Genomic DNA, 23,711 nt, shown 5'->3' with positions numbered 1-23,711 from the left:
GATGGGTGAGTACTAGCTGGGGTGTTTCTGGTATGGGGCTGACTAAAGTATACTGTCGCCCAGAGCACTAAAATAATATTAACAGAAATTAGGATAGACTCAAAAGCTTTATTTTTGGTTATAGAATTACTCATCATAATGAATCTAATTCGTCAGGCCAGAAAACTCACTTCAGAAACTCACTTAAGATTTGAACGACAGGGAATAAGAGAGGCTATTGCCTACGCTTCTGCCCAAACACATAATAATTTTATCATGAAGCAGATTTTTGGGAAAGAGATGTTCGAGGGTATACTACCCTATGATCGGGAATGGGACTTATTGATTGTCCTCGATGCTTGTCGAGCAGACCTCTTCCGTGAAATAACCAATGGGAAAAATTATGATTTCATCGAACAGGAAGATGAAGTGATTAGCATCAGTGGAAAATCCCTAGATTGGATGAGAGCTATGTTTGACCAGAGTAATAGCTCTGAAGTTAAGAATACAGCGTATGTCACAGCCAATCCACATACAGAAATTGTTTTACAAGAAGAAGAAACTGTAGAAAAAGATGATTTTGAAACAATCGATGAGGTGTGGAAATATGGATGGGACGAACAGGTAGGAACTGTTTTAGCTGAGACAATTACAGACCGAGCAATAGACATCGGACGATCTTCTCAGGCCACACGGGTTATTATTCACTATATGCAACCTCATTTCCCATCTGTCCCGAATCCAGATCTCGGATCTCAAATCGAGCTTGATGTTGTGGGTGATGACTGGCCAAGTTCCATTTGGGAACGGTGTCTTCGAGGCGAGGTGACAAAAGACGAAGTCTGGGACGCTTACGTTGAGAATGCAAAATATGTGATGGAATCCGTAGAACTATTATTGTCCAATTTCGATGCGGAGGATCCAATAATCACAGCAGACCATGGGAACGCTCTTGGCGAGAAAGGTTTCTATGGCCATGGAGGTTATCCGGTCAGGGAGGTTTGGGAGGTTCCTTGGTGCCGAGTTTCTAGCAAAGATGAAGGTAATTATCAACCGAAGACAGAGCGACCAAATGAACCCTCTACCACAGATGTGGAATCGAGACTGAAATCCCTCGGATACATGGATTGAAAGCAATATCAATAAATAATTAAATATAGGGATATTTTATATTAGATATCAAAATTTGACCACAATGCACTGATTTCTGATTTTGTGACTGCTCCAAATGTAATTGATAATGTAGTAAACACTAATAACCCAAAAAACGGGACAATGAACAATGAAATAATATTTGAGCTAATATACGATGCAATGCCGAAGATTAGTGGAAGTGCCACTCCTGCCGTCAGTAGAACTCGAAACAAACGCAAATCTGAGAGAGGATCAAACCCAATTCTCCTAGCTGCATATATGTGGAAAAATAGCATAGACCCATAACCAATGCTAGTTGCGACAGCCGCTCCTCTCATTCCAAACTCTGGGATGAGGATAAGGTTAAGTGCCAAATTTATCACTGCAGCAGCTCCTGTAGCACCAATCAATATCCGAAGAGCCCCTTTTCCTTGCCCAATCGCGAAGATTGGTCTTGCAACTGAAAAACCAATTGTTCCTGGAAGTAACAATAGAAGGGGCATAATACTTGGCTGGAATTCAGAGCCATAATATAAACTAATAAATTCTTCTGATAATGCTGCAAGCCCTATTGATAGTAAAAGTGAAAGAAGGAGGGTATAACGCGCAGCTCGACTTGCTAATTCAGAAATCTGCTCTTGCTTACCTTCTTCCCACATTCGCGATGTAGCATGAAGAAAAACTGTTTGAATAGAAACGGGTGCGAACCAAAGAAATTCGCTCACGATTAATGCTGCTTTATAATAACCGGTCGAGGAACTACCCACCATTGGCTGTAGAAGAAGGATATCAGTGTGATATAGTGATTCAGTAAGGAATGCAAATACGACACTGTAGGCACTGAAGGAAATCAAATTTCTTCGTGGGATGTCTAAGGAGAAGTGGGTAGCGACAGAAGAGAGACATATGGAACTTTTAACGAAATATAGACCAATTGTCACTATTGACAAGAGAGCTACGATCCGGCCGAGAAGTACTCCTTCGACTCCAAATCCAAAACTCACGAGTGCTAATGCCACTATACCGAAAATTACATGTGAAACGACTCGCAGAGGTTCGGAGAGGTGTTCTAAATTAAGACCCATTAGGGCACTTCGTGACAGTTGGAAGAACTGTCTCCCAGTAAGGATGACAGCCCCCAACACAAAGTAAAGACCAAAGTGAGCTCCAAAAATGGACTGTGGCAACCCAAGTGCAACAGCAAACAATATTATGATGACTCCTCCCGCTGTGATAGCAGCACTATATCGGAAATAAAACCCGAATATCGAATTTCGCCAAATTTCTGATTCCGGATTTTCAGACAGGAACTTTCGCAAACCATCGAACATTCCTGCGTTTATTATTATTATAGTCATGCCAAGAAAAGATGTGACAACGGCGTACTCTCCATATTGATCACTTCCAAGCGTTCGGACAAGAAGAGGAGTAATAATCATCGTAACAGCGATAGCTCCTATTCTTGCCCCTGCAACGGAAATGAATCCACGAATGATCCGCGAGGACATTAAGTATGGAAATCTCTTTCACCCATATTAATAAAGGAGACGATTACATACGTAGTTAAGCGGACCAAATGACAAATGTTATTCTAAAATGGCGCTTCTAATGAATATGCAAACAATTTCAGTTATCATCGCGACTAAAGATCGTCTGGAAGATTTGAAACGATGTGTTCACTCAATTGGCAATCAGACACACCCTCCAATTGAGCTCATTATTGTTGATGATGGCGGTATCGAACCAGTTGTTATTGACGAAATGAGGGAATCTTTACCAGCGGATACAGATCTAATACACACTGAGTCAAATGGGCCACCAGGTCTCTCAGTTGCTCGAAATACCGGAATACGGAAATCAAATGGAAATATTATCCTTGTATTAGATGACGATGCAGAGATTGGAGAGTCTTATCTCTCACGGGTCGCAAATTGGTTTGACCGAGTCGATGATCCAAATTTCGTTGGTCTCGCTGGGTTCGATAACAGGCTTAGAACATATACGAAGGCTGAGAAAATATTTCGTCGAGTGTTTCTTCTTGAAGAAGGTGAGTGGAAAATCAATAAAGCCGGCATCCAGTCACGTTCTATCGGCATTGACTCCCCCACTAAAGCAGATTGGATGCCCGGATATAACTTCGCGTATCGCCGGGAAGTAATCGTTAACCATCTCTTCCCACAATATAACGGAGGAAGAGAAGCGCTTGAAGATATTGCCGTAGGTTGGGAATTAAAAAAGGAAGGGAAATACTCGATTATTGACCCAGAATTACCGGTTCGACATTTCGACCCACCGAAGCAAGATTCAGGTTATACAATCGGAGTTAAACACGGTCGCAACCGGCTTCGATATTTCAGGAAATACGGCAACCTCCGACACTCACCTCTCTTTGTCTGGGTAATGATTGGAGTTATAATGCTCGAACTGGTTTCGCCTTTCACCACCCGACGTTTCCGTTTCCATTGGAGAAAGGCAATGGGTATCATTGTTGGGCTAAGCCTTCAACTCTTGACCAAAGGGGAGAATCCTGTCCGGTAGGGTCACACTCGCTTTAATCTATAGATGTCACTTGTGGCTATTGAAGTTTATAAGTTGCAACAATTGCATATAGGATAATCTGAGCAGAGTAAACTGACTACACCAATTATGAATTGTTATATGAACGGATGATTTCCTCTCAGTCAATGGAACAACCAAACATAGCATTACTCGTTATGGATACTGCTCGTGCATCAATCGTATCCCAAATGATTGAGGATGGAGATATGCCACATCTTCGCAATTTAGTGGAAGGAGGAAGTTTATTTGAGAATTGCATGACGTCTGGTCCCTGGACCCTCCCGTCTCATGCTTCAATGTTCACCGGACAATATACATCTTCTCATAACACACATGCAGGAACGAAGTTATTCAATCCAGAGGTTGCCACCTTAGCTGAACGAGTACAAAAAGAAGGATACGACACAATTGCATATTCAAATAATACCTGGGTAAGTCCAGAATTTGGATTTGATGCGGGCTTTGATGATTTCTTAGTCAGATGGGAGATTTTTGAGGAAGGGGACGACCTCTCCTCTATTGAAAAGGCTGAATCAATTAAAGAGAAGTTTAAAATTCTATGGAACAAAATTCAAGCAAATCCACTAACCTCTCTTGCGAATGTACTGTATGCCGCATATTTAAATTATTCAACTCAAGAAGATTCGGGTGCAGCTCGAACTAATTCTCGTTTGAAGAATTACTTTCAAAACCGGCAATCGAATTCGCCGTTTTTCTTATTCGTAAACTATGTTGAGCCTCATTTGCCCTACGACCCTCCAAAAAATTACCAAGAGAAATTCATACAATCCAAGGAATTTCAAGATGTAAATCAAGATCCTTGGAAGTACCTAACCGGCGCAGTTGAGATGAACGATGAGGACTTTGAGATCCTTGAGCTTCTCTATAAAGCTGAACTGAATTATCTTGATTATAGAATTGGTGAGCTAGTCGAAATTTTACGATCCATTAACGAATATGACGATACTGTATTCATCGTCGTGGGCGACCATGGTGAGAACATTGGTGACCACGGCTTAATGGATCACCAATATTGCCTCTATAACACTCTAACGAATGTGCCACTCATATGTCGCCATCCTAAATATTTCCCTGAGGATAGGCAGTTTGATGAATTAGTCGAACTTCGTGACCTCTTTCCTACTATTCTGGAAATCATTGGTGCCCCAACAGAGTATTCTGAAGAGTCCACTTCATCAAATAGTCTCGTTCATCCAGATAATTCCGACTACGGCCGTGATTTCACTATTGCAGAGTATCTTGAACCTCAACCATCGCAAGAGGCTCTAAAGAAACATGTAAGCGAAATAAATAAAAATATTGAACGCTACGATCGAGCACTCCGATCAATCCATACAAAAGAGTGGAAATTTATCGAGGGAACAGATGGTTCAGAAGAGCTTTATAAAATAAATGAATTCAATGGTGAAGATCAGGACATTTCGGAACATCATATCGAAATAGTAAATGAGCATAAAGACATGCTCTATGATGCGGTGGGTGACTTGGTGAGGGCTACTGGCAAAAGCAACACTAAAATGGAGCAAGATACGAAACAAAGGCTAGAAGATCTGGGATACCTTCAGTAGCTGTAAAAATGATGGCTTAAATGATGCTACCATAGAATCTCCAGGATTGTTCGGAAAGCAATTAATTCATATACGTCCATCTCAGAATTCGTTTAACGATGGCCGGTGACCAACAAGTTATTCTTATTGGGTTAGACGGGATAGGAGATAGTGAAATAAGCGAGTGGTTGGCTGATTGCACCTTACCAAATCTTTCGTCATTGAGTGAGAATGGAACATATTGTGATTTAATTAGCACGCACCCCCCTTGGACCCCGTGTGCCTGGCCATCACTGCTTTCTGGTAGAAATCCTGGAAAACATGGCGTCTTCGATTTCTTCACATCAAATGGATACGATAAAAACCTCATTGATCGGTCTGACGTTGATTCGCTCTATCTAAACGAGGCCGTAGATTCGAATGAGATGGTTCCACTCATTATCAATTATCCAGTCACTCATCCAACAACAAATTTAAATGAGGGTGCAATCATACCAGGCTACTTAGCCACAGAAGATGTGGACTTCTTCCCCCTAGAGATTCGGAGTGAATTTGAAGACAAATATGGTTCCTACCGTATTTATCCAAACTATGGTTCTGATGATGACGAGGTTGAGGAATATATTGATGTAGCCCGATGCCGACGCGATATGGCCCGTTTCCTTGATGAACGATATAATTGGGATCTCATGGCTGTTCAATTTCAGGTGACAGACTCAATTTTCCATGATCTTGATAACCGGTTTATGATCCGTGAAATTCTCAAGGAAATCGATTCGTTTGTGGATGACATCATTGACCTCGGTGACAAAGATACCCGTGTATTCATTGTCTCAGATCATGGAATGGGCAACTACGAGTGGACGTTCTACATTAATTCTTGGTTAGCAGATAACGGCTACTGTGAAACGACTGAAGGCGACGTAGAGTACTTCCGCCAAGAAAAATCGAAATTAAAGGGCGATGTCAATAACGACTCAAAGTCAAGTAACCTGGGGAGTAGTGTCAAAGTAGTATCTGATATACTCACTCAGATCGGGTTCTCACCGCAAAAAATCCATCGTGGGCTCTCGAAGATCGGGTTAGCTGAGACTGTCGAACGCCTATTGCCTGAAGAGGCACTCATTGCGGCGCAGAATCAAGTCGTCGATCATGAGAACTCGAAGGCTTTTCAGTTGTATTTCAACAGCCTTGGGATTCACCTCAACGTCAAGGGACGCGATCCCGAAGGTATCATCCCAAAACACGAGTACGATAATGAACGCGAAGAACTCATGACCAAACTCCGGAAAGTGCGAGACCCAGACGGAAACCTAGTATTCGATGAAGTAAAACCTCGAGAGGCGGTCTACAGCGGAAAACATCTTGAAGACGCCCCCGATATCCTCCTTGTACCTCGTGATTACCAATATGACGTAAGTGGCTCTATCCTCGACACCTTCCGTCGAAATCCACACAAAAACCACAAGTCAGAGGGCATCCTCATTTCAGATCACTCCCTTGGCAACATTGACCAAGCCAAAATCTACGACATTGCACCAACAATCGCCGCTGCGCTTGGGATTCCAGTCGATTCGAATACGGATGGAACAGTTCTCCCCGGTTTCGAGGAGACTGTAGAACGCAAAGATTGGGATGAGCTTGCTGGCAATTATATCAATCAGAAGTCCGATAACGACACCAGAAGTGTTGAAGACCGACTTGCCGACCTTGGCTACATGGAATAACTAGTCCAGCTAGTCCGTAATCCGCTCGTAGATTTCATTGGTTCGGGCAGCGACACCATCCCAGGAGTATTCCGCTTTCGCCAACTCATATGCATTCGTAGCCCATTCTGAAGCCACCTCCGGATTCGAGAGGCTGTATCGAAGAGCATCCGCTAATTTCTCTGGTGACTTGGGTGGTACGAGATAGCCAGTTTCTTCATGTTCGACGAACTCTGCTATTCCCTCTACGTCACTCGTAATAACCGGAAGTTCAGCAGCCCAAGCTTCCAAAAGTGTCAATGGATGACCTTCCCAGACAGATGGTAAGACAAACAGACGCGCTTGACGATAATGGTGTGGTATTGCATCGTCAGAGACACGCCCTTCGAACCGAATACGATTCGCGACGTCATACTGGGCGGCTTGTGTTTTGAGTTCTTCCTCTAGAGGCCCAGTTCCCACAATCACGAGCTCTGTTTTGGGAAAGTCCGCTGCAATCAATGCAAATGCATCTATGAGATCGCTAACACGCTTCTTGGGCGCAAGACGACCGAGAAATAGAATTTCATCTTCTGACTCGGTGGCTACATCAAACCGATCTAGGTCAACACCGTTCGGAACAGGCGAAAGATTCGAATGGTGGTCTGCTAAGAGATCGAGGTGCTCTGTATTCACAGAGATGACGTGGTCGTAATCGAATTCAAGTACGAACTGGCGTTCAATCTGGAGTTTTAAATCTCCAAGGAGAGATGTATCATGGCCAACTCCTGATGTTATTGCAGTTCCATGGACAGTAAAGACGGTTGCTGCGTCAGATAGCATGCTACCGAAGCGTGTCGGAACCGCTGGAAGGAACGTATGCCCATGTATGATATCGTAATCTTTCGCAAGGAGTGCTGGGAGTGGGGTGACAAGGGATGTAACGCGACCGAACGCATTCCAGTACTCGGTGCAGGGTTTCAACCGTGTGACTGAAACTAGGCCGTCAGCGTACGTCTCACTGTCTGTATGGGAACGTCCATCCTGACGTAATGCTCGTGTATAGATATCGATATTATGTCCGTACTGTTCGGCGAGGGAAATTGCGAGTTCGCGAACGTGGACTGGCCCACCACCCGTTCGAGGCCACCAATCGTCCTGGATCATAGCAATATGCATCCAATCACTCCTTGTACCCAAGTGCGCTCAATCGCCGTTCAATTTCCTCGTCAACCTTTTCACCATCATCTTCGTCTGTTGAGTCAATCTGTTCGACACGTTCTCTGACGTAATTTCGCAACGACCCAGCTAGGTCGTCATCAGAACACGATTTGACGGAAATCGTCTGATCTTTTCCATCCCATTCGGCGAAGCACTCGCCATGCTCCGACTGGACTGCAAATCGTCGGATATGTTTATACTCACCCTCACCACGAGCTTGGGAGAAAACCGTCCGAGAGGAAGAATGCTTGGACAAGAGCGAGCGATGATATGAATGAGCGTTGTACTCAGCATTCTCAGAGATAGTCACCGCAACATCTAGAGTGCTGACTGGGGCATCCACAGTCTCACTCGTTCCGTCCGGGACTCGGACGAACAGGGGAACATGCGTTAGTTCTTGATGTAGGTACCGGGGATGTTCGAAATATCCATGCTCGCCGAATGCGTCCCCGTGGTCAGCAGTGATAACGATGAGCGTATTCTCTAGTAACCCACGCTCGGATAATGATTTGAGAAATCGCCCAATGTATTCATCATTTAGACGGATTTCAGCGTCGTAAAGGTCAATCAACTGTTCTCGTTCTCCATCAGTAATTGAATTAGGCTTTTGAATTGCTCGTTTGTAAAGTGCCTGAGCGTCCTTGTCTGACACCCTCTTATCATGGAAGATTTCTCGGTATTCTTCAGGTGGTTCGTATGGCCCGTGAGTATCCATGTAGTGGTTCCACAGGAAGAATGGCTGTCCATCGTCTAACGAATCGATCCACTCCAGCGATCGTTCGTTGATTTCCCATGCCCTCGCGTAGTGTCGGTTTCGGAGTTTATCGAACGCTCGCTGTGCCAGCGCAATGAATTTGTGCTTCCCAAAGTGAAGGTCATCATCGAACTTATCGAATCCTTCGTCAAACCCGTACGCTCGTGAGACGTAGGGGTTTGAGTGGAACCCGGCAGTTGCGAAGCCTTCGCGGGAGAGAACGGAAGCAACGGTTTCACTGGCCAAGCGATAGCTCTTATTGATTGCCTTATCGGGGAACTTCCCGGTCAAAAGCGCAGGGACAGCCTCGCGGGTATGGGAACTTGCGCTGTACGCATTTGTGAACCTGAGACTTTCGGAGGCAAGCCTATCGAGTTCAGGAGACGTCTTCCTATCGTAACCGTAGCAGGAGAGGTGATCTGCCCGAAGGGCATCAGCAGAAAGAAGAATCACGTTGTTCCAATTATCAGTCATCATCTCCACCTCCTGCTTAGTAATAAAAGTATTTTTGTATTTCAAAGAGTCGTCGGTTGTCTCTAATTCAGTATCGAAAAGTCATTGGTACTGTAGTATTGAAGAATGACCAATGGATATTGCTTTCGTCTCTAATGTTGTCTATCCCTACGTAACTGGAGGCGCACAGAAACGAATCCATGAGATCGGGACGCGCCTCACAAACAAAGGACACAAGGTTACCGTCTATGGGCGGCACTTCTGGGATGGCCCCACCGAAATCACCAAGGATGGGCTCACTCTCCGAGCTGCGGCTCCCGCTGCTGAGCTCTATCAAGAGGAAGGGCGCCGCTCTATCACCGAAGCAATCGACTTTGCCACCAGGCTCGCTCCGATTCTCCGTCGCCGAATTAACGAACACGATCTTGTCGTCGCAAGTGTCTTTCCCTATTTCCCAGTACTGAGTTCAAAGATCGCTAGTCTCGGCACTGACACACCTGTTGTAACTACTTGGCATGAGGTCTGGCGAGACTACTGGGACGACTACCTCGGTGTACTCGCACCGGGGGGCAAAATCATTGAACATCTTACTGCCCGTGTCCCGCAACATCCGATTGCCGTCTCCGGCATCACCGCGGATCGTCTTGCAGAAATTGGCCCATCCCAAGACGAGATAGAGGTGATCCATAATGGTATCGACGTCAATCAAATCCAATCGGCTCCGATACCCAAAACACCCTACCGCGCTGACGGTGGATTTGGGTTTGACGTACTTTTTGCCGGGCGACTGATTGCTGACAAGCGGGTTGACGTCCTTCTCAACGCCTTTGACCGAGTGGCTGCTCAGCACGAGATAACACTTGGAATTATTGGGGACGGCCCTGAGGCTGACCGGCTCCGAAAACAAGCTTCGACACTTAACCACACCAGTCAAGTAATCTTCCTCGGATTCCTCGACGAGTATGAGAACGTTCTAGGACATATGCGGGCTGCAGACGTGTTTGCATCGCCTTCTACCCGAGAAGGCTTCGGAATTACCTACGCTGAAGCGATGGCAGCTAACTGTACGGTCATTGCGGCCGACCATCCCGAATCTGCAGCCGGAGAAGTGGTTGAAAACGCAGGATATCTCACCGAACCAACCGTTGACGGTGTTGCCAGTGCACTCGGGCATGCATTGAACAACGAACGTCCTGTGCAGTCACCAACCAAGCGGGCCGAGAAATTCGACTGGGATAGAGTTGCCGCACGAGCTGAGACTGTCTATCGAAACACCCTCAAAAGCTAGCTCTCGTTATTGGTCTCTTCCGACCGACTACTCACCTCTCGAAGTGAAACAAGCACGTACACCAATCCTAACAGACGCGTCAGAGGAACGACCCACGGCTTCCATTCACACTCAGTCGGGTTCTCGTAGGCGATGTTCATACTAAACGCGAGATACCGTCTCGGCATCAAGAGGGCGGGGAGACCCAATACACCGAGCCACCGTCTAAACGCTGACGAACGCCCTCGCACGCCAAGTACGACGAATATGACTCCCTCGACCCGAACAGCCGTTCGAACCCACGACTTCAGCGTGCAGTCCCCCATATTCTCGAACGCGAGCGATTCCGACCGGTCGACGAGCTGATCCGGAGCGAAAATCTCGATCAACCCGAACACCACGAGCAGTCGTTCAAGCATAGGTGACTGTTCGACAGCCAATCAGATAATGATACTCTGCCTCGAGTAACTAGCGGCGCAACTGACCCGGAGACGCCCTACGAACACACAGTCCGGAATCTGCAGACTAGAACTACGTGGTCGAAACCTGCGACGGCTCTAGTCGTCCGTTTCTTTCAGCCACTCGTCGAGAAGGGTGCGTATCGCTGCGTCGCGGTTGTCGCGATGATCGGCGAACGCGATGTCGTCGATCTGTTCGAGTTCCTCCTCCGTGAGTTCGATCGTGACCGTCGGCATATCAAGATCCCCAGATTGCATGTGAAAGATGTCTGTCGACAAAGCATAAATATGTACGTCAGACGGACGACTGCCAGCGCGGTATGAAACGAATGACGAGCGTGTCCACAGAGCGATGAGAATCAATAAGAAACGAACCGAGGATCGGCCTACTCAGCAATTGCGCTCATGAAGAACGACGAGAACACCGTTTGCACACCCAGTATTATCGCCGTGAACGCCACAATGTCGTCCATCAACAGCGGCAACTCAACGAAGCCACTCGTCACCCACTGCACCAGCAAGTACCCAGCATACGTTGCACCTCCAGCAAACATCAACAACCCAAGCGTCGCTGCGTGCTCGAGCTGCAACCGCTTCAACAACCATCCCATCACGGGCTGTTGCGACTGCTTAATCGGATTTCCAGCAACGGTCGCAAATACACCGAGACTCCCGACCTGATAGCCACCGATCGCCAGCAAACTCCCAGCGATCATCGAATGCAGACCAACATGCACCCCACCAATCGAAATCCCAAAGTAGGCGAGCGCCATCACAAGCAACCCAATCCCGGATAACACCATCGCCGGAACCGAGAACAGATAGCCCGGCGCGTTGACGAGCATGAACTTCACGTGCCGCCAGCCATCACTGAAGCTGTCGAGCGTCGCATCTCCTTCACGTTCGTGATACGTGATGGGAACCTCCTCGATCGTCATGTCCCGCGCCCCCGCTTCCATGATCATCTCGCTCGCAAATTCCATGCCACTCGTCTTCAGATCCAACTTGTCAAGCGCCTCACGGTCAATAACACGGAACCCACTGTGGGCGTCACTCACTCCTGCCCCGTAGAACACGTTCAGGAACTTCGTCAACAACGGATTCCCGATGTACTGATGCAACTTCGGCATCGCGCCGGGCTTGATCTCACCCCCGAGCCGACTGCCCATTACCATCTCCGCTTCGCCGTCAATGACTTTGTCCATCAACCGAGGAAGATCCTCAAAGTCATACGTCGTGTCCGCATCACCAATTGCGATGTACTCCCCACGAGCGTGTTTGAACGCATACTGGTAGGCGTACCCATAGCCCGGCTTGTCAGGCTCGACGACGATCGCCCCCATCTCACGAGCAATTTCGGGCGTGCGATCACTCGAACTGTCACTGATGATGATCTCGGTCGTCACGCCGATTTTACTGATCCCGCGCTTGACCATCTCGATGCACTTACGGATGCCCCCCTCCTCGTTGAGCGTCGGCATGATAACGCTCAACGTGGGCGTGACTTCGCTATCCGCCCCGAAGAGCAACTCGTCGCCAGTGGCGCTACTCTGTTTGGTATACTGTTCGTCCGTTTCTGTGGTACTGTGGTACTCTTGTGTTGCCATTTAGCGTGTCAGTTGTTTCAATCGTCTGCTGGTGCTGGTTCTCGTTCTTGTCGGGTCGGTGCACGTGGCGTGATGGGAGATTCGCCACATCCGACGCAGGCGTACGACCCATCGACCGTCTTAGTGACGGGCGCGTTGCAGGCAATACATTTGATCGCTGCTGCGCGTGCTGGTTTTGGATATCGTGACATAGTTCAAACTACTTCGATTTCCTCAAATTCGAGCCCATTTGTCGTGCTTGAAGAGTTAACTCGCTTCTAAGTGTCATATTAATAATGGTTTCTCCACATGTCTGATATTGTGATATTTGTGCACCTTATTCATTTTCAGCAATACGGCATAAGCTTTCTGCAACTGATCAAAACCAATTTAAGTGAAGACGAAAGATATAAGTAGGTTACTGACGGTTGGGAACGGAATTTAAATTCGACAAAATTCAGACTCAGCGCCTTGTGAGCGAGAAAACACAATCGAATCACTGCTACTTGTTGTATACACTACTTGTCTGGAGAGAAGCCACATCGTGTACCGTTCATCTTTAAGTTGTGTTGGTGCTGCTGGAAAGAGTTGTGCGCCAACAGTTGTCCATGACGACTGTGAAACGACTAGACAGCGCGGTGGCTGCTCGTTGCCATATAGCCATTGGTACACCGGGCGATAGCTAGCGTTCGTTCGCGTCGGATAGTAGTACGATGCTATGCGAGAGATGTGTCCATCACTGCTCCATGCTTCTGGCACATGCGTCGTAGCGAACGTAGTCGCCTCAAACTCGTCGGGTGTCGTCACAGGTTGGGCGGGTGTGGCGTGCAGTCCAAGAAATGCCAGGGGAGTACTTACAACCGCACTCAGTACCAAGAACGGAATGAGAGTAGCCCGAAGCCCCCCAATAAACCGACTTCCAGTCACAGATCGATTTCCTACGGCAACGACTGCCAGCGCCGCAAGCACCACGGCAGCTAGATGCAGGAATATCTGCCCTCGAGCGACGATATCCTGATACGCAACCGTGAGACCGCCAGTGAGCGCGAAGCCAATCAGCGCAAGCGGGCCAAACAGCAAGGCAACCACGACTTCGCCGTCTGTATCGATAGTCGTGACATACGGGAGTCCCCAACTAGCAATGATGCTACTGAGTGCGACGGGTGCCGTCAACAGCAAGACCAGCGATGGTGTTGCAGCCGTGCCAGGAAACACTGGTACGAAAAAATTCGCGACGAACACTGCACATCCGACGATCAAGAGTCCCAGTGGAAGCCCACGTTGCAGTCGCGTCCTTGTCGTCGGTACCCACATACTGAGCACTACAAGCACGACCAGCCACGCCACGAATAATCCGGGAGCGGCCGTCAGACGTCCCATCTCCCCCATCCCCAAGATCGAATAATATCCCACCAGATAGAGCCAGAACATCCCAACAAGGAGCCCACCGAATCGCAGGTCACGTACCTGGAATCGGCGCACGGAGAGCGAGAGCAACGCAGTGACCACCAACGCACCTTCAATCGTCGCAAGGACGTGCGTCAATGGTAACAGAAAAACGAACACGAACGATAGAAGCATCCACGAAAACCGTCCTGTCCGCAAGGCACGGTAGAACACCACTGCAAGAACCGCCACGAAAACAATACCAGCGCCCTCACTCGTCACGGCAGCAGACCGACCGAGATAGATCCCCTCGACGGCCAAGACAAGCCCGGCAACAGCCGCCGTGAGGCGTGTCTGTGATACTTGCCATCTACGCTGCATCCCGATACGGCGCACTAAAATCACAGCCACAAGACATGGTACTGCCCCGATGACCGCGATCAACGGCTGTGCAATGCGAAGTGGTGAGACACCGGTTACCTGACTCACGATAGTGAGCAACGCCGAGAAGCTGTATTTATCCGGTTGGAAATACGGTTCCGCACTCGGAAGATGGCCATGCTGAAGCGCATACCGAGCTGGTGCAGCGAACTGGAACCCGTCGAGATTGAACGGGAGATAACTCCAGTACAGGGGTATCGTTCGCATCGCAACTGCGACCATGAACACCGCCACACCAACGAGCAGATACGGCCGACGATTACTCATACAACTCCCCCCGTGCCTGTCCCGTCTCAGGATTGCCACCGCGATCAGTAGCCATCAACGTCGTTGGGGTCTGTTTGAGCAATCCAGCGACAACGAGGAGTGCACTCGTTAGCATAATCACGATTCCAACGGCGACTATTCCGACCACCGCCACAGGCGACAGCATCGGTCTAATCCGAATCCCATAGAGCGTGAGCAAATCGAAGTGCGCAAACGCAACAGTTGCGAGGAATGCAATAACCAGTGCGAGCCCTATCGTCGGGACGGCAAGCCACAGGACATCGGACAGGACGAGTTTGACGAGTTGCCACGGAGCCACACCGGTCGCTCGATACACACCAATCGCACGTCGACGTGTGTGGACAGCATACGCGAGCGTGGCCGTCGTACTCCCAATCGTCATTAACGCAGCGAGTGCCACGAGTATCCCTACAAGGAGATTAAGATTCCCAACAGCGGTCGTGAGTGCATTCCCGATACCAGTGCCGGTCGCACCGTTTCCACTGTGCATGTACGCCGCGACCAGGCGGTCATCTCCCGTGACGGTGAACGAGTGTGTCCCCAGTGACTGCCCCTCACTCGTGACCCGAAGCGTGTGCGTCCCGGGTGTGTGCCGCCCTACTTGAATCTCGAATGTTGTTCGTCCCCCCGGCGGGAGTGAAACGTTCCGCGTGTACGTCTTCCCACCATAGGTCAGCGTAATCTGCCGGTCAATGGTGGTGTTCCACGGATTTCGTAACTGTACCCGTGCAGTCGGCTGCGATGTGATCGTCGGGCGGGTCGGCTGGATTTGAATCGTCGCACTCGGGACTCGCTCGGCAGTGTGACGAACACGAACCATTTGTTCGATGGTCTGATCCTGATATTGAACGGTTACCTGTACCGTACCCACCGATTCAAATGGCACTCGGGTAGATCCATTCGCATTCGTTCGAACGGTCTGGTTCCCAACACTGATGGTCGCCCCCTGAACAGGGGTTCCAGATGCTGTCGTGACTGTGACAAGCGGTTCACTGCCGGGTGGAACCTGCCTGGGCAACCCACGAAGCTGAAGCGAATCAGACTCGACGATGGTGACATTCTGTGTATACTCACGCACGCGAAGCGTCTTAGCCCCGGTTTGATTCGCCGCAAACTGAACCGTGACCGTCCGCTGTGCAGTCGGCTCTAGGTGAACGGACACTGTCCTCGTCTCCGTCCCAAGCGTGACCGGAATCTCCCGTCTTACCTTAGACGCCCCGAGGTTCTTGACCGTGATTCGAACGGGGAGTGACTGATTCTCGGTCACTCGGTCTGAGGCACTCACGTCGAGGACGGTAATCCCCGAAGCCGACGTATTGGACTGCTTGAGCCGTTGGTTCGTCCGGATGAAATTGACCATCCCCGACTGGGCTCTCGACAAATGCCGTGCCGTCGGCAACGAGACGAGCAATTGGTCATCAAAGGGGCCGGGTGCAGAGAAAACGCCCACAACTTGCACCTGTGCAACCGTTGACGTCGTACTCCCACCGAGCGTTAATCGATCACCTACACCGACATCCAATGTCCGTGCGAGGTCGGCCCCAACGACAGCCTCCTCCGAACCGCTTGGCCTCTGCCCACGGACGAGGGTCGCATTCGACACCGTCGCGAACGCGCTATAGTTCGCACCCCGAACCACCACCGGATTTCCATCGTGGACAGTGAAAACGAGGATTTCGGGACTTGCTGCAATGCCATCGGCGCGAAGCACACTGGCATACTGTGTCGGTACTTTACTGGCGACGGGATGTACCGCCCCAGGTTCAGTGATCGTCGTCCCTGAGGTCGTCAATAGCGGACTTGCGACACCGACAAACGAGAGGAGGACGATCGCAATCGTCGCGAATACAGCAAGCGATGCGACACTCGGAACGAGGGGTCGCCAATCAAGTAGGTGAAACGGGGATCGAAGCCGGTGCCACAGTCCATCGTCATCATGATGGTCAGCAGCGGAAATTGTGGTGTCCCAACGGGCCGCGGGCGGTCGATTCGTCGCCGGCCACGACGCAAGCCACCCAGCAACAATCCCAACACCAAGGACACCAAGGAATATCCCGATCAAAATCATCGCGATCTCCCCTGTCACCCGAATCGCCAACGATGTTGGCACACCTGCAAAGACGGCCAGATTCGCAGCACTTCGGGTGAGAATCACACCGAACGCGTACCCGAGTGCGATTCCAACGAGTGTGAGTAACCCCGACCTGAGCGCGAACAACCGCCGGATCGTGCTCGGCGTCCCACCAGTCGCCCGAAGGACGCGAATCGCTTCTCGTCGATCACGGACGGTCATTCGCGTCACACTGTGTACCGTCACGGCGGTGAGGACAGCCCCACCGACTGCCGTCACTGTCACGACGGCGAGGAGTTGACGTGTACCTGCGATGAAAAAGGCGAGAGCAGCACGAATGGGACTGCCGTTATCAGGCACTGGTGAGTGTGCATTTGCCGGTGTGATAACCACTGCACCCGTTGGCCCCAATTGATCGACTACCGCCGGACGACCGAGATACCACTGTGGTGGCAGCACATCGTTTTCTGTTGGTCGTGGTTCGACGCGAACACTCTCACTCCCTTGGTGTCCCTGAAGCTGTTGCTTCCCGGTAGTCTGTCGAATCCCACTCGAGACACCCGTCTCAGGAGGGGTGGAAATCTGCCCTGCAAATGCGTCTCGCCTCTCGGGTGAAATTCCTGCGACGTAGCGTGTTTTTCCATCAGGGAGTGTGACCTCCGCAATCGGAATGACGAGTGCAGACTGTGGTGCTCCGTTTCGCGCTGCACTGACTGACTCGTATTGTATCACTTGCCCGGTCGGTGCGTACTCTTCGGCGATCGTGGTTGTCTGCGAACTTGTGGCCATGACAACCAGCGTCGTCCCGGTCAAAAACCCCACAGTAACCGCAATAACCACGACTGCCAGCTTATCCCGTCGCGACCACCGCGTTAACAACGCGCGTCGGTATCCCACGAAGTCACCTCACGATGCCGGAACGCCTCGTGCCTGTGCTGTGGATCCATTCGCAGTCACGTTCACCCAGAGATGGAGTTCCCGATACGCATTATCAACAGACGGATTCTGTGGGACATCATCAGTATACAGCATGTACACCAACCGCAATCGCTCTCCAGTCAGTGTCGGCGTAATCTGGTGCGTCGTTCGCCACGTCTTGTTCTGATCGAGTGTCGTCTGGAATCGCTTGAGCTCACGCTCGTCATGAATCGTCGTCGAGTTATTCTTCATCGTGACGTTCTGCAACAGCATGACGACTTTGTAATTCTCGCGCTCGTGTTCGTGATTCTCGATGCCGACAATGACGGGCTTGCTCTCACCCTGGGTAAAATTCGTCGGGTACCCGTCTGCCACTAGCTTTCCATCGTCGTCCTCGGTCAGCAGATAGAACTCGGAGAATGACTCTCCCTGCTTTGGAACTGCAACGGCATACGTCACACTCGCTGCGGCAAGTACCACACTCACCACGAGCACGACGTTCAATATCGCATCAGCCCGCGTATCCGGTTCGAACAACTCAGACCGTGCGTCACCAAGCCAGAGTTCGTATGGGACTGCAAACCGCTCGTCTTCGGGAAGTTCCCATCGTCGAACGGCTGCAACTCCCGTCATGGTGAGCGTGAACGCACTGATGCTCACAAGGACGGGAACGAGCCGGATTCCCCACGGCGTGAAATTCAACACCAAACCGATCAGCGGGACGATCGCAATGCTCGTCCCAAACGATAATGCAACCCGTTCGAGGCCATCGATACCGTCGTGAAAACGTGAGACATCCGTGCCGCCGTCCGTCTCTTCAGTGTCATCCTCGAGTTCCTCGTCATCCACAGGAGAGCCCCCCGCTTCCGGAAACAGCGCCGCGATAAACGCATATCCCGGTGGAAATAAGACGAATGGAAGCCCGAGAACGGCCCGGATCGGCGTCTCATTGAGCCCCGGAACGAGAACGACGATACAGGTCGCGATCACAAAGCAGATAATAGCAGCAAGATCCGCGGGGAGACGCCGAACTGAGTCGGGGAGGAGAAGCCACGGATCAATATCGCGAGACATTCACTTCTCTTTGGGAAGTACCCGGATAAAAACTTCCCGGAGTAACATTACAATTGATTGATTAAAAACCACAACGCAATCTTAATAAATGTCACGACAGCTATAAGAACCGAACGTCGTTCGAAGGTGTTCTTTCAGAGTATTCCTTTCTATGGCAACGATATTTAAAATTCAAGGATAGAAATGGAGTAGCGACTCGGTGAATTTCACTGATGGCTCTTAATTGACGAACGCTCCTCCAAGCAGTGGGGGAACATCCACTACCGGACTGATGGTCGGACAGGTGAAAACTGATGACGCTCAGAACGGTTCTATTCAATCACTAGATGGCGTCAGGATAGGTCGGTAAATCAGAGGAGTTGAAGCGGGTGAGTGGTGGTTGGGATGAACCTCACTACCCGCTTCACCGAGGAAATGATGTCGCGCCACATTGTATCGATTTCAACAAGCAGCACAACGCCAACAAAAATCCATCACTACTCTAACAGTCGGCAGGAATCGAGGTGATGATTGACGGTTAGTTGCTGGTTCCCATCGATCAATCCTGAAATCAGCAGACTGCGTTAGGTTGATGGGTAGAGATAATTACCGAACAGGCTCTACCCGTATCAACAGTGAACGACGACGCGTTGAATCCGCTCGGAATCTTCGTCCCAGTACACGGTAACCGTATTCCGTTCCGCACACGCCTTTTGGATCACGTCTTCCATCGACTCCTCGGTGGAACGGAATGAACGCCGCCCAGGACAGGACTCGAGAATGAACCCCTCGAAGTCACCGAAACAATCGTAGACCACGGTCGACACCTTACCGGTGTAGCTCCGTGCACCCCGAGGCGGCACGAGCGGCCCAGTATCGACTGGTTTTTCAGGCTCTGTCGGCTGCTCATCATCTCTGGTCCGCCCTGTCCCGGCAGGTGAGGCATCAATGGCGTCGGGATCAACGCCGAGACCCCTGACCCGCGCCGCGAACTCTTCGAGATATGCCTGGAATACCGGATACCACCGACTGGAGGGGGCGATTGACTCGCCGGCCCACTTGAGGACAGCGTAGCTGTTCGAGAGCCACCCGACGATTTCCTCGGCCTTCTGGACCGGAATGTCGAATTCGAACGACCCGACTACTCGCCGCTGAATGCCGTCGATTTGATGTGCCACGACGTGAAACTCGTCTCCGGCTACGATCGTCTCCGGAAGATGCAGGGTCATGAGGCCCGCGATGTTCCCCGGGGTATTCCCGACGATAGGTAGATGAGTCGCACCGTCGGCCTGAACTCGGAGAGTGCTCGCGTCCACCTTCTCGATGAATTCAGGGCCGTATCGACGCCGGTGGAGCTCTAAGACTGAATCGAGGTCAGCGTTCGGCATGAACAGTTCCACCTCTGTACCGCTCGGAATGCCATTCCAGAAGATCTGGAGTTCGTCGTGGGTAAACCGTGATGGACGCTGGACAAACGCAGCTAAGCGGTTCGTCGTAAGAACTTCGGTCGCCTCCTCTTTCCCAAGGAGTGCCCGGACAAATCGTCCTGGAACCTTCGGTTTCAGGTCGAAGGTGTGTTGAACTACTCTCGAGGTTTCGCTCCCGGGGTTATCGGAGGGAAGGTAGGCAAGGTTCCGCTGTGAGAGCTTGTCGCTCGAGCTTGGCGTATCCCCAGGCTTTAACAAATCCTGAAAGTCGACCTCTGCGACGAGGCACTGATGCTCGCCACGCGCGACGAGCTGCTGGATGCTCCGTAGTGGATTATCCGTCGTTGCAGTGTACGGGCCCGTATTATCCGGATCGATTCGCTCGGGGAATCGTAGGGCATCTGATTGATTGATGTCCAGCCAGCACCCGAAGTACCGGATTGACTCCTCGCCCTCTCCTTCCAAATTACGTTCCTCAACGGTCTGCTCCGACATGTCGTCTGCCCGGGGATGAGCGAAGAACGGTATCGTGACGACCTCGCCGCCGACCTGTCCAAGGAGCGGAACCGGGTTCTCCCCTTCCGTCCGGTGGTACGTGGTATCGGGATCGAACTCAAAGTTAGTGACCGCCGTCTGGAACATCCGGAAGAAGCACCGGACTCCGCTCGCATCGACGCCGGGACTCCCACGGTACCGGACCTGCGCCAGCGCGAAATTCCAAACAGGTTTTCCATCCTCGTGGGAGGCAAGGTTGAGTCGTGCGTCCTCCTGAGTAGTCGGGAGCGTCTCAAACCCGCCTTCGTGCGATGGACTCTCGAGGTTATCGATCACTTGCTGAATGAAGGCATGCGGGTCGCCTTCCACCCGCTCCCCGAACTTCTTCTCGTCGTCTAGCACTCGGAAGACACGTAAGTCAACGCTGAGCCAGTGCGTTGGCCCGTCGAGCATGTAGGGATTCGGCTGGTCGATCAGGCGTAGCGTCTGGGTACACCGGTGTCCGTTTACCTCGAACTCTACCCCGATCTCTCGCAAATCGTCGCCAGCGGAGGCATCCGGGAAATCTTCGAGGTTCTCAAAGCGGACGTTGTAGACGAACGTGAAGCGCTGTCGAAGCCCGGGGTCAAGGTCAGTCGATTCGGGAATGATCCTCTCGGGCTCGATTGTCATCCCTAAGACAGAATCCGTAAGGGACATGTTGGGTGGTAGTGAGTCGATTGCAGACCCCGTTGGGAGCGTGTCACCGATCTCCAACTCGCCTGGGAGGAAACCATCGACATGCACGTAGAACGTCTCCTGAATGATCGGCTCCTCATCGGAGTCGATGTAGGTCTGTATTTCGTCTCGACTGAACGTGCTCCGGTTGTTGATGATCTCGCATTTGCGGTGTGAAATTCGGACGAACTCAGCGCGCTCGCAGGGTCGGTCGTGCTCGTCGATCAGGAAGACCATGTAGTGGCCCGGCGGGATGACGCTGGAATCGTGCGGTACCGTCACCTCGAGGACGTCATCGCCCTCGTCGCTGAAGCGGCGGGTGAAGCTTGCGGGGACGTACCGTTGATCGCTGTCAGTGTGATGGGTGACGGCACCTGGCCGCATCAGAACCGTTTCCCGGACCCGACTGGCATCGTCAACTCGCACCTCGAATCGTCCCCCGTAATGTGCATGGCCTTCCGGACCATTTGGGACATCGATTCCCCGAATCTCGAGCCGCGGTACGTCCGGTTCGGTAAATAGATAGGGTGGGTTGTAGAATTCCATCGTCCGACCATCGCCCGCTGCCATAACCCGCCCGTCAGGCAGAAGGAGCGTCACCGAGTGATAGCCGCGATTGGCTCCTTGAGCTGCCACTGTTTTGAAGTCGCCCGTTTCCGGATCAAAGATCTCTGCATTACGCACGAAACCGTAGGGGGCGTTCTTGTGGTCGTACTTTCCCCCAGCGATGAACACCTTGCCGTCGGGGAGCAACACGACGTTCACGTTCGCGCGGCCACGGACCCCCTCCGGGCGATCGGACTCGGGGTCGGGATCGGGACCGATGTTCATGTCGCCGACCGTCTCCCAAGTCGGGTCCGTGGAAGCGGGGTTGTCGGGTTCCCCTTGGGTATGGAGAACCTCCACGGCGGCCGGGTTCGAAGCCGGGGTGAGCCCGCCCCACTCCAACACAGCCTCAACGTGCGTGACCCCGTCAAGGGCACCTGTCCCTCCTTCCACGTCGCCGTCGTCGTGTTCTCCCGGCGTGATCGTCCCGCCAACCGGGATTGGATTCCCTTCGTCGTCGGTGACGGGGTTCCCATTCCTGTCGGTGATCCCAATCACCGTGCCGGTATTCGGGTCTGCAGCGACGATGAGCTCCTCGTCGCCCTCAATCCGCCACAGCAGGTTACCGTCGTCATCCGTCGCTTGGACATCCGGGGCTCGCCGTGAACCTCCGATGAGGAGGATTTGTCCGCTCTGTCCGGGTGGCATGAGGACGGACATCCCTTCTTGTCGTTCCGGAAAGCTCGGGAGGAGCGGGGCGTCCCCGACGCCGGGTTGGTTGTATTGGTTCCATTGAGCGTCGTATGGTCCCGTCATTTCGAAAGAAACCGTGGGGAATGCGGGTCCGTGCTGGTGCCAGCTCGTCCCTGTGTAAAAAATCTCGCCACCTCGGACTAAGTGCATGCCAGGATAGATGTAGAACTCTCGATCGAGCGCTTCGCCGAGATCTCTGGGATCGTACTCCGGAGGAGCGAAGAGCTCGACACGGGGATTGATCCCGTGCTCGGGATTTCCGTCTCGGTCAACATCCTTCTCGCTATTCGGGCGTCCGGAAAAGACGAGCACTCGTCCGTCCGGAAGCATAACGGAGGTCGGATACCAGCGGCCGAGGGCCATGTCCTGGAGTTTTGTCCAATAGTTTCGGTACTCATCATCAGCCCCCGGAGGCGTGGCTTCGGGGTCGAACACGTATACTGCGGGGAGCCCAGCGGCGTCACCCGGTTTGTTCGCGCCGGCACCTCCAACGACTAAGACTTTGCCGTCCTCCAGATGGATATGGTGGGAGCAGAACAGGTCAAGTCCCGGCTCGAAACTCGCGGTCGCATGGCCCTCATCGTCAAGCCAGCCCTCAGGTTCTTCGGGATTTTCGTTATTGAACGGGGCGCGCTCCGCGTCCGCAGTAAACGCCTCTGCCTCCTCCTCAGTTGTAATGGATCCTGGCGGGCCGGGATCCCCTGGCTCCCACACCCATCCCTCGTACAACGATTGGGCGGATTCGAGCCGCCCTGAAAAGAGTAGGACTTCCCCCGTATGGAGCAAGATTCCGTGGACTGCATAGACACCTTCATTGTCGTTTATAGCCCTCGCATCTCCCGGTGTTTTAATTACATCGGACCATTGTCCCACTTCTTCGGGATGATCTGGCATGGTGACATCTGACAAAGACGAGCTGTAGTATAATATATTTTCGTTACATTTCAACCGA

Annotated in this window: 16 protein-coding genes; 5 read left to right on the top strand and 11 right to left on the bottom strand. The window is 51.4% G+C overall.

Annotation, left to right across the window (positions count from 1 at the left end; all coding sequences use genetic code 11):
• Positions 1 to 138: 138 nt before the first annotated feature.
• Positions 139 to 1,110, top strand: coding sequence for a hypothetical protein (locus tag ACR3FE_RS18585; protein WP_458208926.1), 972 nt, complete (start codon positions 139 to 141; stop codon positions 1,108 to 1,110).
• Positions 1,111 to 1,151: 41 nt separating this feature from the next.
• Here the strand turns inward: ACR3FE_RS18585 and ACR3FE_RS18580 are convergent, their stop codons facing one another.
• Positions 1,152 to 2,621, bottom strand: coding sequence for an oligosaccharide flippase family protein (locus ACR3FE_RS18580; RefSeq protein WP_458208925.1), 1,470 nt, complete (start codon positions 2,619 to 2,621; stop codon positions 1,152 to 1,154).
• A 106-nt stretch (positions 2,622 to 2,727) separates the two neighbouring features.
• Between ACR3FE_RS18580 and ACR3FE_RS18575 the strand changes: the two genes are divergently transcribed.
• The 3 genes from ACR3FE_RS18575 to ACR3FE_RS18565 all read left to right on the top strand — a co-directional run bounded on the left by ACR3FE_RS18575 (position 2,728) and on the right by ACR3FE_RS18565 (position 6,967).
• Positions 2,728 to 3,651, top strand: coding sequence for a glycosyltransferase family 2 protein (locus ACR3FE_RS18575; RefSeq protein ID WP_458208924.1), 924 nt, complete (start codon positions 2,728 to 2,730; stop codon positions 3,649 to 3,651).
• A gap of 146 nt (positions 3,652 to 3,797) precedes the next feature.
• Positions 3,798 to 5,261 (top strand): sulfatase family protein, encoded by a 1,464-nt coding sequence (locus ACR3FE_RS18570; protein ID WP_458208923.1) that lies wholly within the window; start codon positions 3,798 to 3,800, stop codon positions 5,259 to 5,261.
• 98 nt (positions 5,262 to 5,359) lie between these two features.
• Positions 5,360 to 6,967 (top strand): alkaline phosphatase family protein, encoded by a 1,608-nt coding sequence (locus ACR3FE_RS18565; RefSeq protein WP_458208922.1) that lies wholly within the window; start codon positions 5,360 to 5,362, stop codon positions 6,965 to 6,967.
• A 9-nt stretch (positions 6,968 to 6,976) separates the two neighbouring features.
• Here ACR3FE_RS18565 and ACR3FE_RS18560 read toward each other — a convergent pair whose 3' ends face one another.
• Both ACR3FE_RS18560 and ACR3FE_RS18555 read right to left on the bottom strand, forming a co-directional pair.
• Positions 6,977 to 8,092, bottom strand: a complete 1,116-nt coding sequence (locus ACR3FE_RS18560) for a glycosyltransferase family 4 protein (protein WP_458208921.1) — start codon at positions 8,090 to 8,092, stop codon at positions 6,977 to 6,979.
• 16 nt (positions 8,093 to 8,108) lie between these two features.
• Positions 8,109 to 9,374, bottom strand: coding sequence for a sulfatase (locus ACR3FE_RS18555; RefSeq protein WP_458208978.1), 1,266 nt, complete (start codon positions 9,372 to 9,374; stop codon positions 8,109 to 8,111).
• 112 nt (positions 9,375 to 9,486) lie between these two features.
• Between ACR3FE_RS18555 and ACR3FE_RS18550 the strand changes: the two genes are divergently transcribed.
• The gene (locus tag ACR3FE_RS18550; RefSeq protein WP_458208920.1) at positions 9,487 to 10,641 is read left to right on the top strand and encodes a glycosyltransferase family 4 protein; all 1,155 of its coding nucleotides are present in this window, start codon (positions 9,487 to 9,489) and stop codon (positions 10,639 to 10,641) included.
• On the opposite strand, the gene ACR3FE_RS18545 is transcribed toward ACR3FE_RS18550, so the two are convergent.
• From ACR3FE_RS18545 to ACR3FE_RS18510, 8 genes are all read right to left on the bottom strand, one after another.
• On the bottom strand, positions 10,638 to 11,039 hold the full coding sequence (locus ACR3FE_RS18545; RefSeq protein ID WP_458208919.1) for a hypothetical protein: 402 nt from the start codon (positions 11,037 to 11,039) through the stop codon (positions 10,638 to 10,640). The two genes, ACR3FE_RS18550 and ACR3FE_RS18545, sit on opposite strands and share 4 nt — an antisense overlap.
• A 138-nt stretch (positions 11,040 to 11,177) precedes the next feature.
• A complete protein-coding gene (locus ACR3FE_RS18540; RefSeq protein WP_458208918.1) occupies positions 11,178 to 11,336 on the bottom strand; it encodes a ribbon-helix-helix protein, CopG family in 159 nt (52 codons plus the stop codon).
• 128 nt (positions 11,337 to 11,464) lie between these two features.
• Positions 11,465 to 12,685, bottom strand: a complete 1,221-nt coding sequence (locus tag ACR3FE_RS18535; protein WP_458208917.1) for a glycosyltransferase family 2 protein — start codon at positions 12,683 to 12,685, stop codon at positions 11,465 to 11,467.
• A 17-nt stretch (positions 12,686 to 12,702) separates the two neighbouring features.
• On the bottom strand, positions 12,703 to 12,876 hold the full coding sequence (locus ACR3FE_RS18530; protein ID WP_458208915.1) for a hypothetical protein: 174 nt from the start codon (positions 12,874 to 12,876) through the stop codon (positions 12,703 to 12,705).
• A 229-nt stretch (positions 12,877 to 13,105) separates the two neighbouring features.
• Entirely contained in the window at positions 13,106 to 14,758 is a 1,653-nt protein-coding gene (locus ACR3FE_RS18525) for a sodium/phosphate symporter (RefSeq protein WP_458208914.1), read from the bottom strand.
• Positions 14,751 to 17,639, bottom strand: coding sequence for an FtsX-like permease family protein (locus ACR3FE_RS18520; protein ID WP_458208913.1), 2,889 nt, complete (start codon positions 17,637 to 17,639; stop codon positions 14,751 to 14,753). The genes ACR3FE_RS18525 and ACR3FE_RS18520 overlap by 8 nt, the downstream gene beginning before the upstream one ends.
• 117 nt (positions 17,640 to 17,756) lie before the next feature.
• On the bottom strand, positions 17,757 to 18,842 hold the full coding sequence (locus ACR3FE_RS18515; protein WP_458208911.1) for a DUF1616 domain-containing protein: 1,086 nt from the start codon (positions 18,840 to 18,842) through the stop codon (positions 17,757 to 17,759).
• 608 nt (positions 18,843 to 19,450) lie between these two features.
• Positions 19,451 to 23,653, bottom strand: coding sequence for a galactose oxidase-like domain-containing protein (locus ACR3FE_RS18510; RefSeq protein ID WP_458208910.1), 4,203 nt, complete (start codon positions 23,651 to 23,653; stop codon positions 19,451 to 19,453).
• Positions 23,654 to 23,711 lie beyond the last annotated feature (58 nt).

The organism is Haladaptatus rarus (assembly GCF_054177585.1).
Note: the sequence above shows the minus strand (reverse complement) of the source record. Positions and strands in the feature narration are given on the sequence as shown.

What these genes read in the sequence shown, in the direction of transcription:
- ACR3FE_RS18585 (WP_458208926.1), top strand. Translation starts at nt 139, where the DNA reads ATGAATCTAATTCGTCAGGCCAGAAAACTCACTTCAGAAACTCACTTA.
- ACR3FE_RS18580 (WP_458208925.1), bottom strand. Translation starts at nt 2,621, where the DNA reads ATGTCCTCGCGGATCATTCGTGGATTCATTTCCGTTGCAGGGGCAAGA.
- ACR3FE_RS18575 (WP_458208924.1), top strand. Translation starts at nt 2,728, where the DNA reads ATGCAAACAATTTCAGTTATCATCGCGACTAAAGATCGTCTGGAAGAT.
- ACR3FE_RS18570 (WP_458208923.1), top strand. Translation starts at nt 3,798, where the DNA reads ATGGAACAACCAAACATAGCATTACTCGTTATGGATACTGCTCGTGCA.
- ACR3FE_RS18565 (WP_458208922.1), top strand. Translation starts at nt 5,360, where the DNA reads ATGGCCGGTGACCAACAAGTTATTCTTATTGGGTTAGACGGGATAGGA.
- ACR3FE_RS18560 (WP_458208921.1), bottom strand. Translation starts at nt 8,092, where the DNA reads ATGATCCAGGACGATTGGTGGCCTCGAACGGGTGGTGGGCCAGTCCAC.
- ACR3FE_RS18555 (WP_458208978.1), bottom strand. Translation starts at nt 9,374, where the DNA reads ATGACTGATAATTGGAACAACGTGATTCTTCTTTCTGCTGATGCCCTT.
- ACR3FE_RS18550 (WP_458208920.1), top strand. Translation starts at nt 9,487, where the DNA reads ATGGATATTGCTTTCGTCTCTAATGTTGTCTATCCCTACGTAACTGGA.
- ACR3FE_RS18545 (WP_458208919.1), bottom strand. Translation starts at nt 11,039, where the DNA reads ATGCTTGAACGACTGCTCGTGGTGTTCGGGTTGATCGAGATTTTCGCT.
- ACR3FE_RS18540 (WP_458208918.1), bottom strand. Translation starts at nt 11,336, where the DNA reads ATGCAATCTGGGGATCTTGATATGCCGACGGTCACGATCGAACTCACG.
- ACR3FE_RS18535 (WP_458208917.1), bottom strand. Translation starts at nt 12,685, where the DNA reads ATGGCAACACAAGAGTACCACAGTACCACAGAAACGGACGAACAGTAT.
- ACR3FE_RS18530 (WP_458208915.1), bottom strand. Translation starts at nt 12,876, where the DNA reads ATGTCACGATATCCAAAACCAGCACGCGCAGCAGCGATCAAATGTATT.
- ACR3FE_RS18525 (WP_458208914.1), bottom strand. Translation starts at nt 14,758, where the DNA reads ATGAGTAATCGTCGGCCGTATCTGCTCGTTGGTGTGGCGGTGTTCATG.
- ACR3FE_RS18520 (WP_458208913.1), bottom strand. Translation starts at nt 17,639, where the DNA reads ATGGCCACAAGTTCGCAGACAACCACGATCGCCGAAGAGTACGCACCG.
- ACR3FE_RS18515 (WP_458208911.1), bottom strand. Translation starts at nt 18,842, where the DNA reads ATGTCTCGCGATATTGATCCGTGGCTTCTCCTCCCCGACTCAGTTCGG.
- ACR3FE_RS18510 (WP_458208910.1), bottom strand. Translation starts at nt 23,653, where the DNA reads ATGCCAGATCATCCCGAAGAAGTGGGACAATGGTCCGATGTAATTAAA.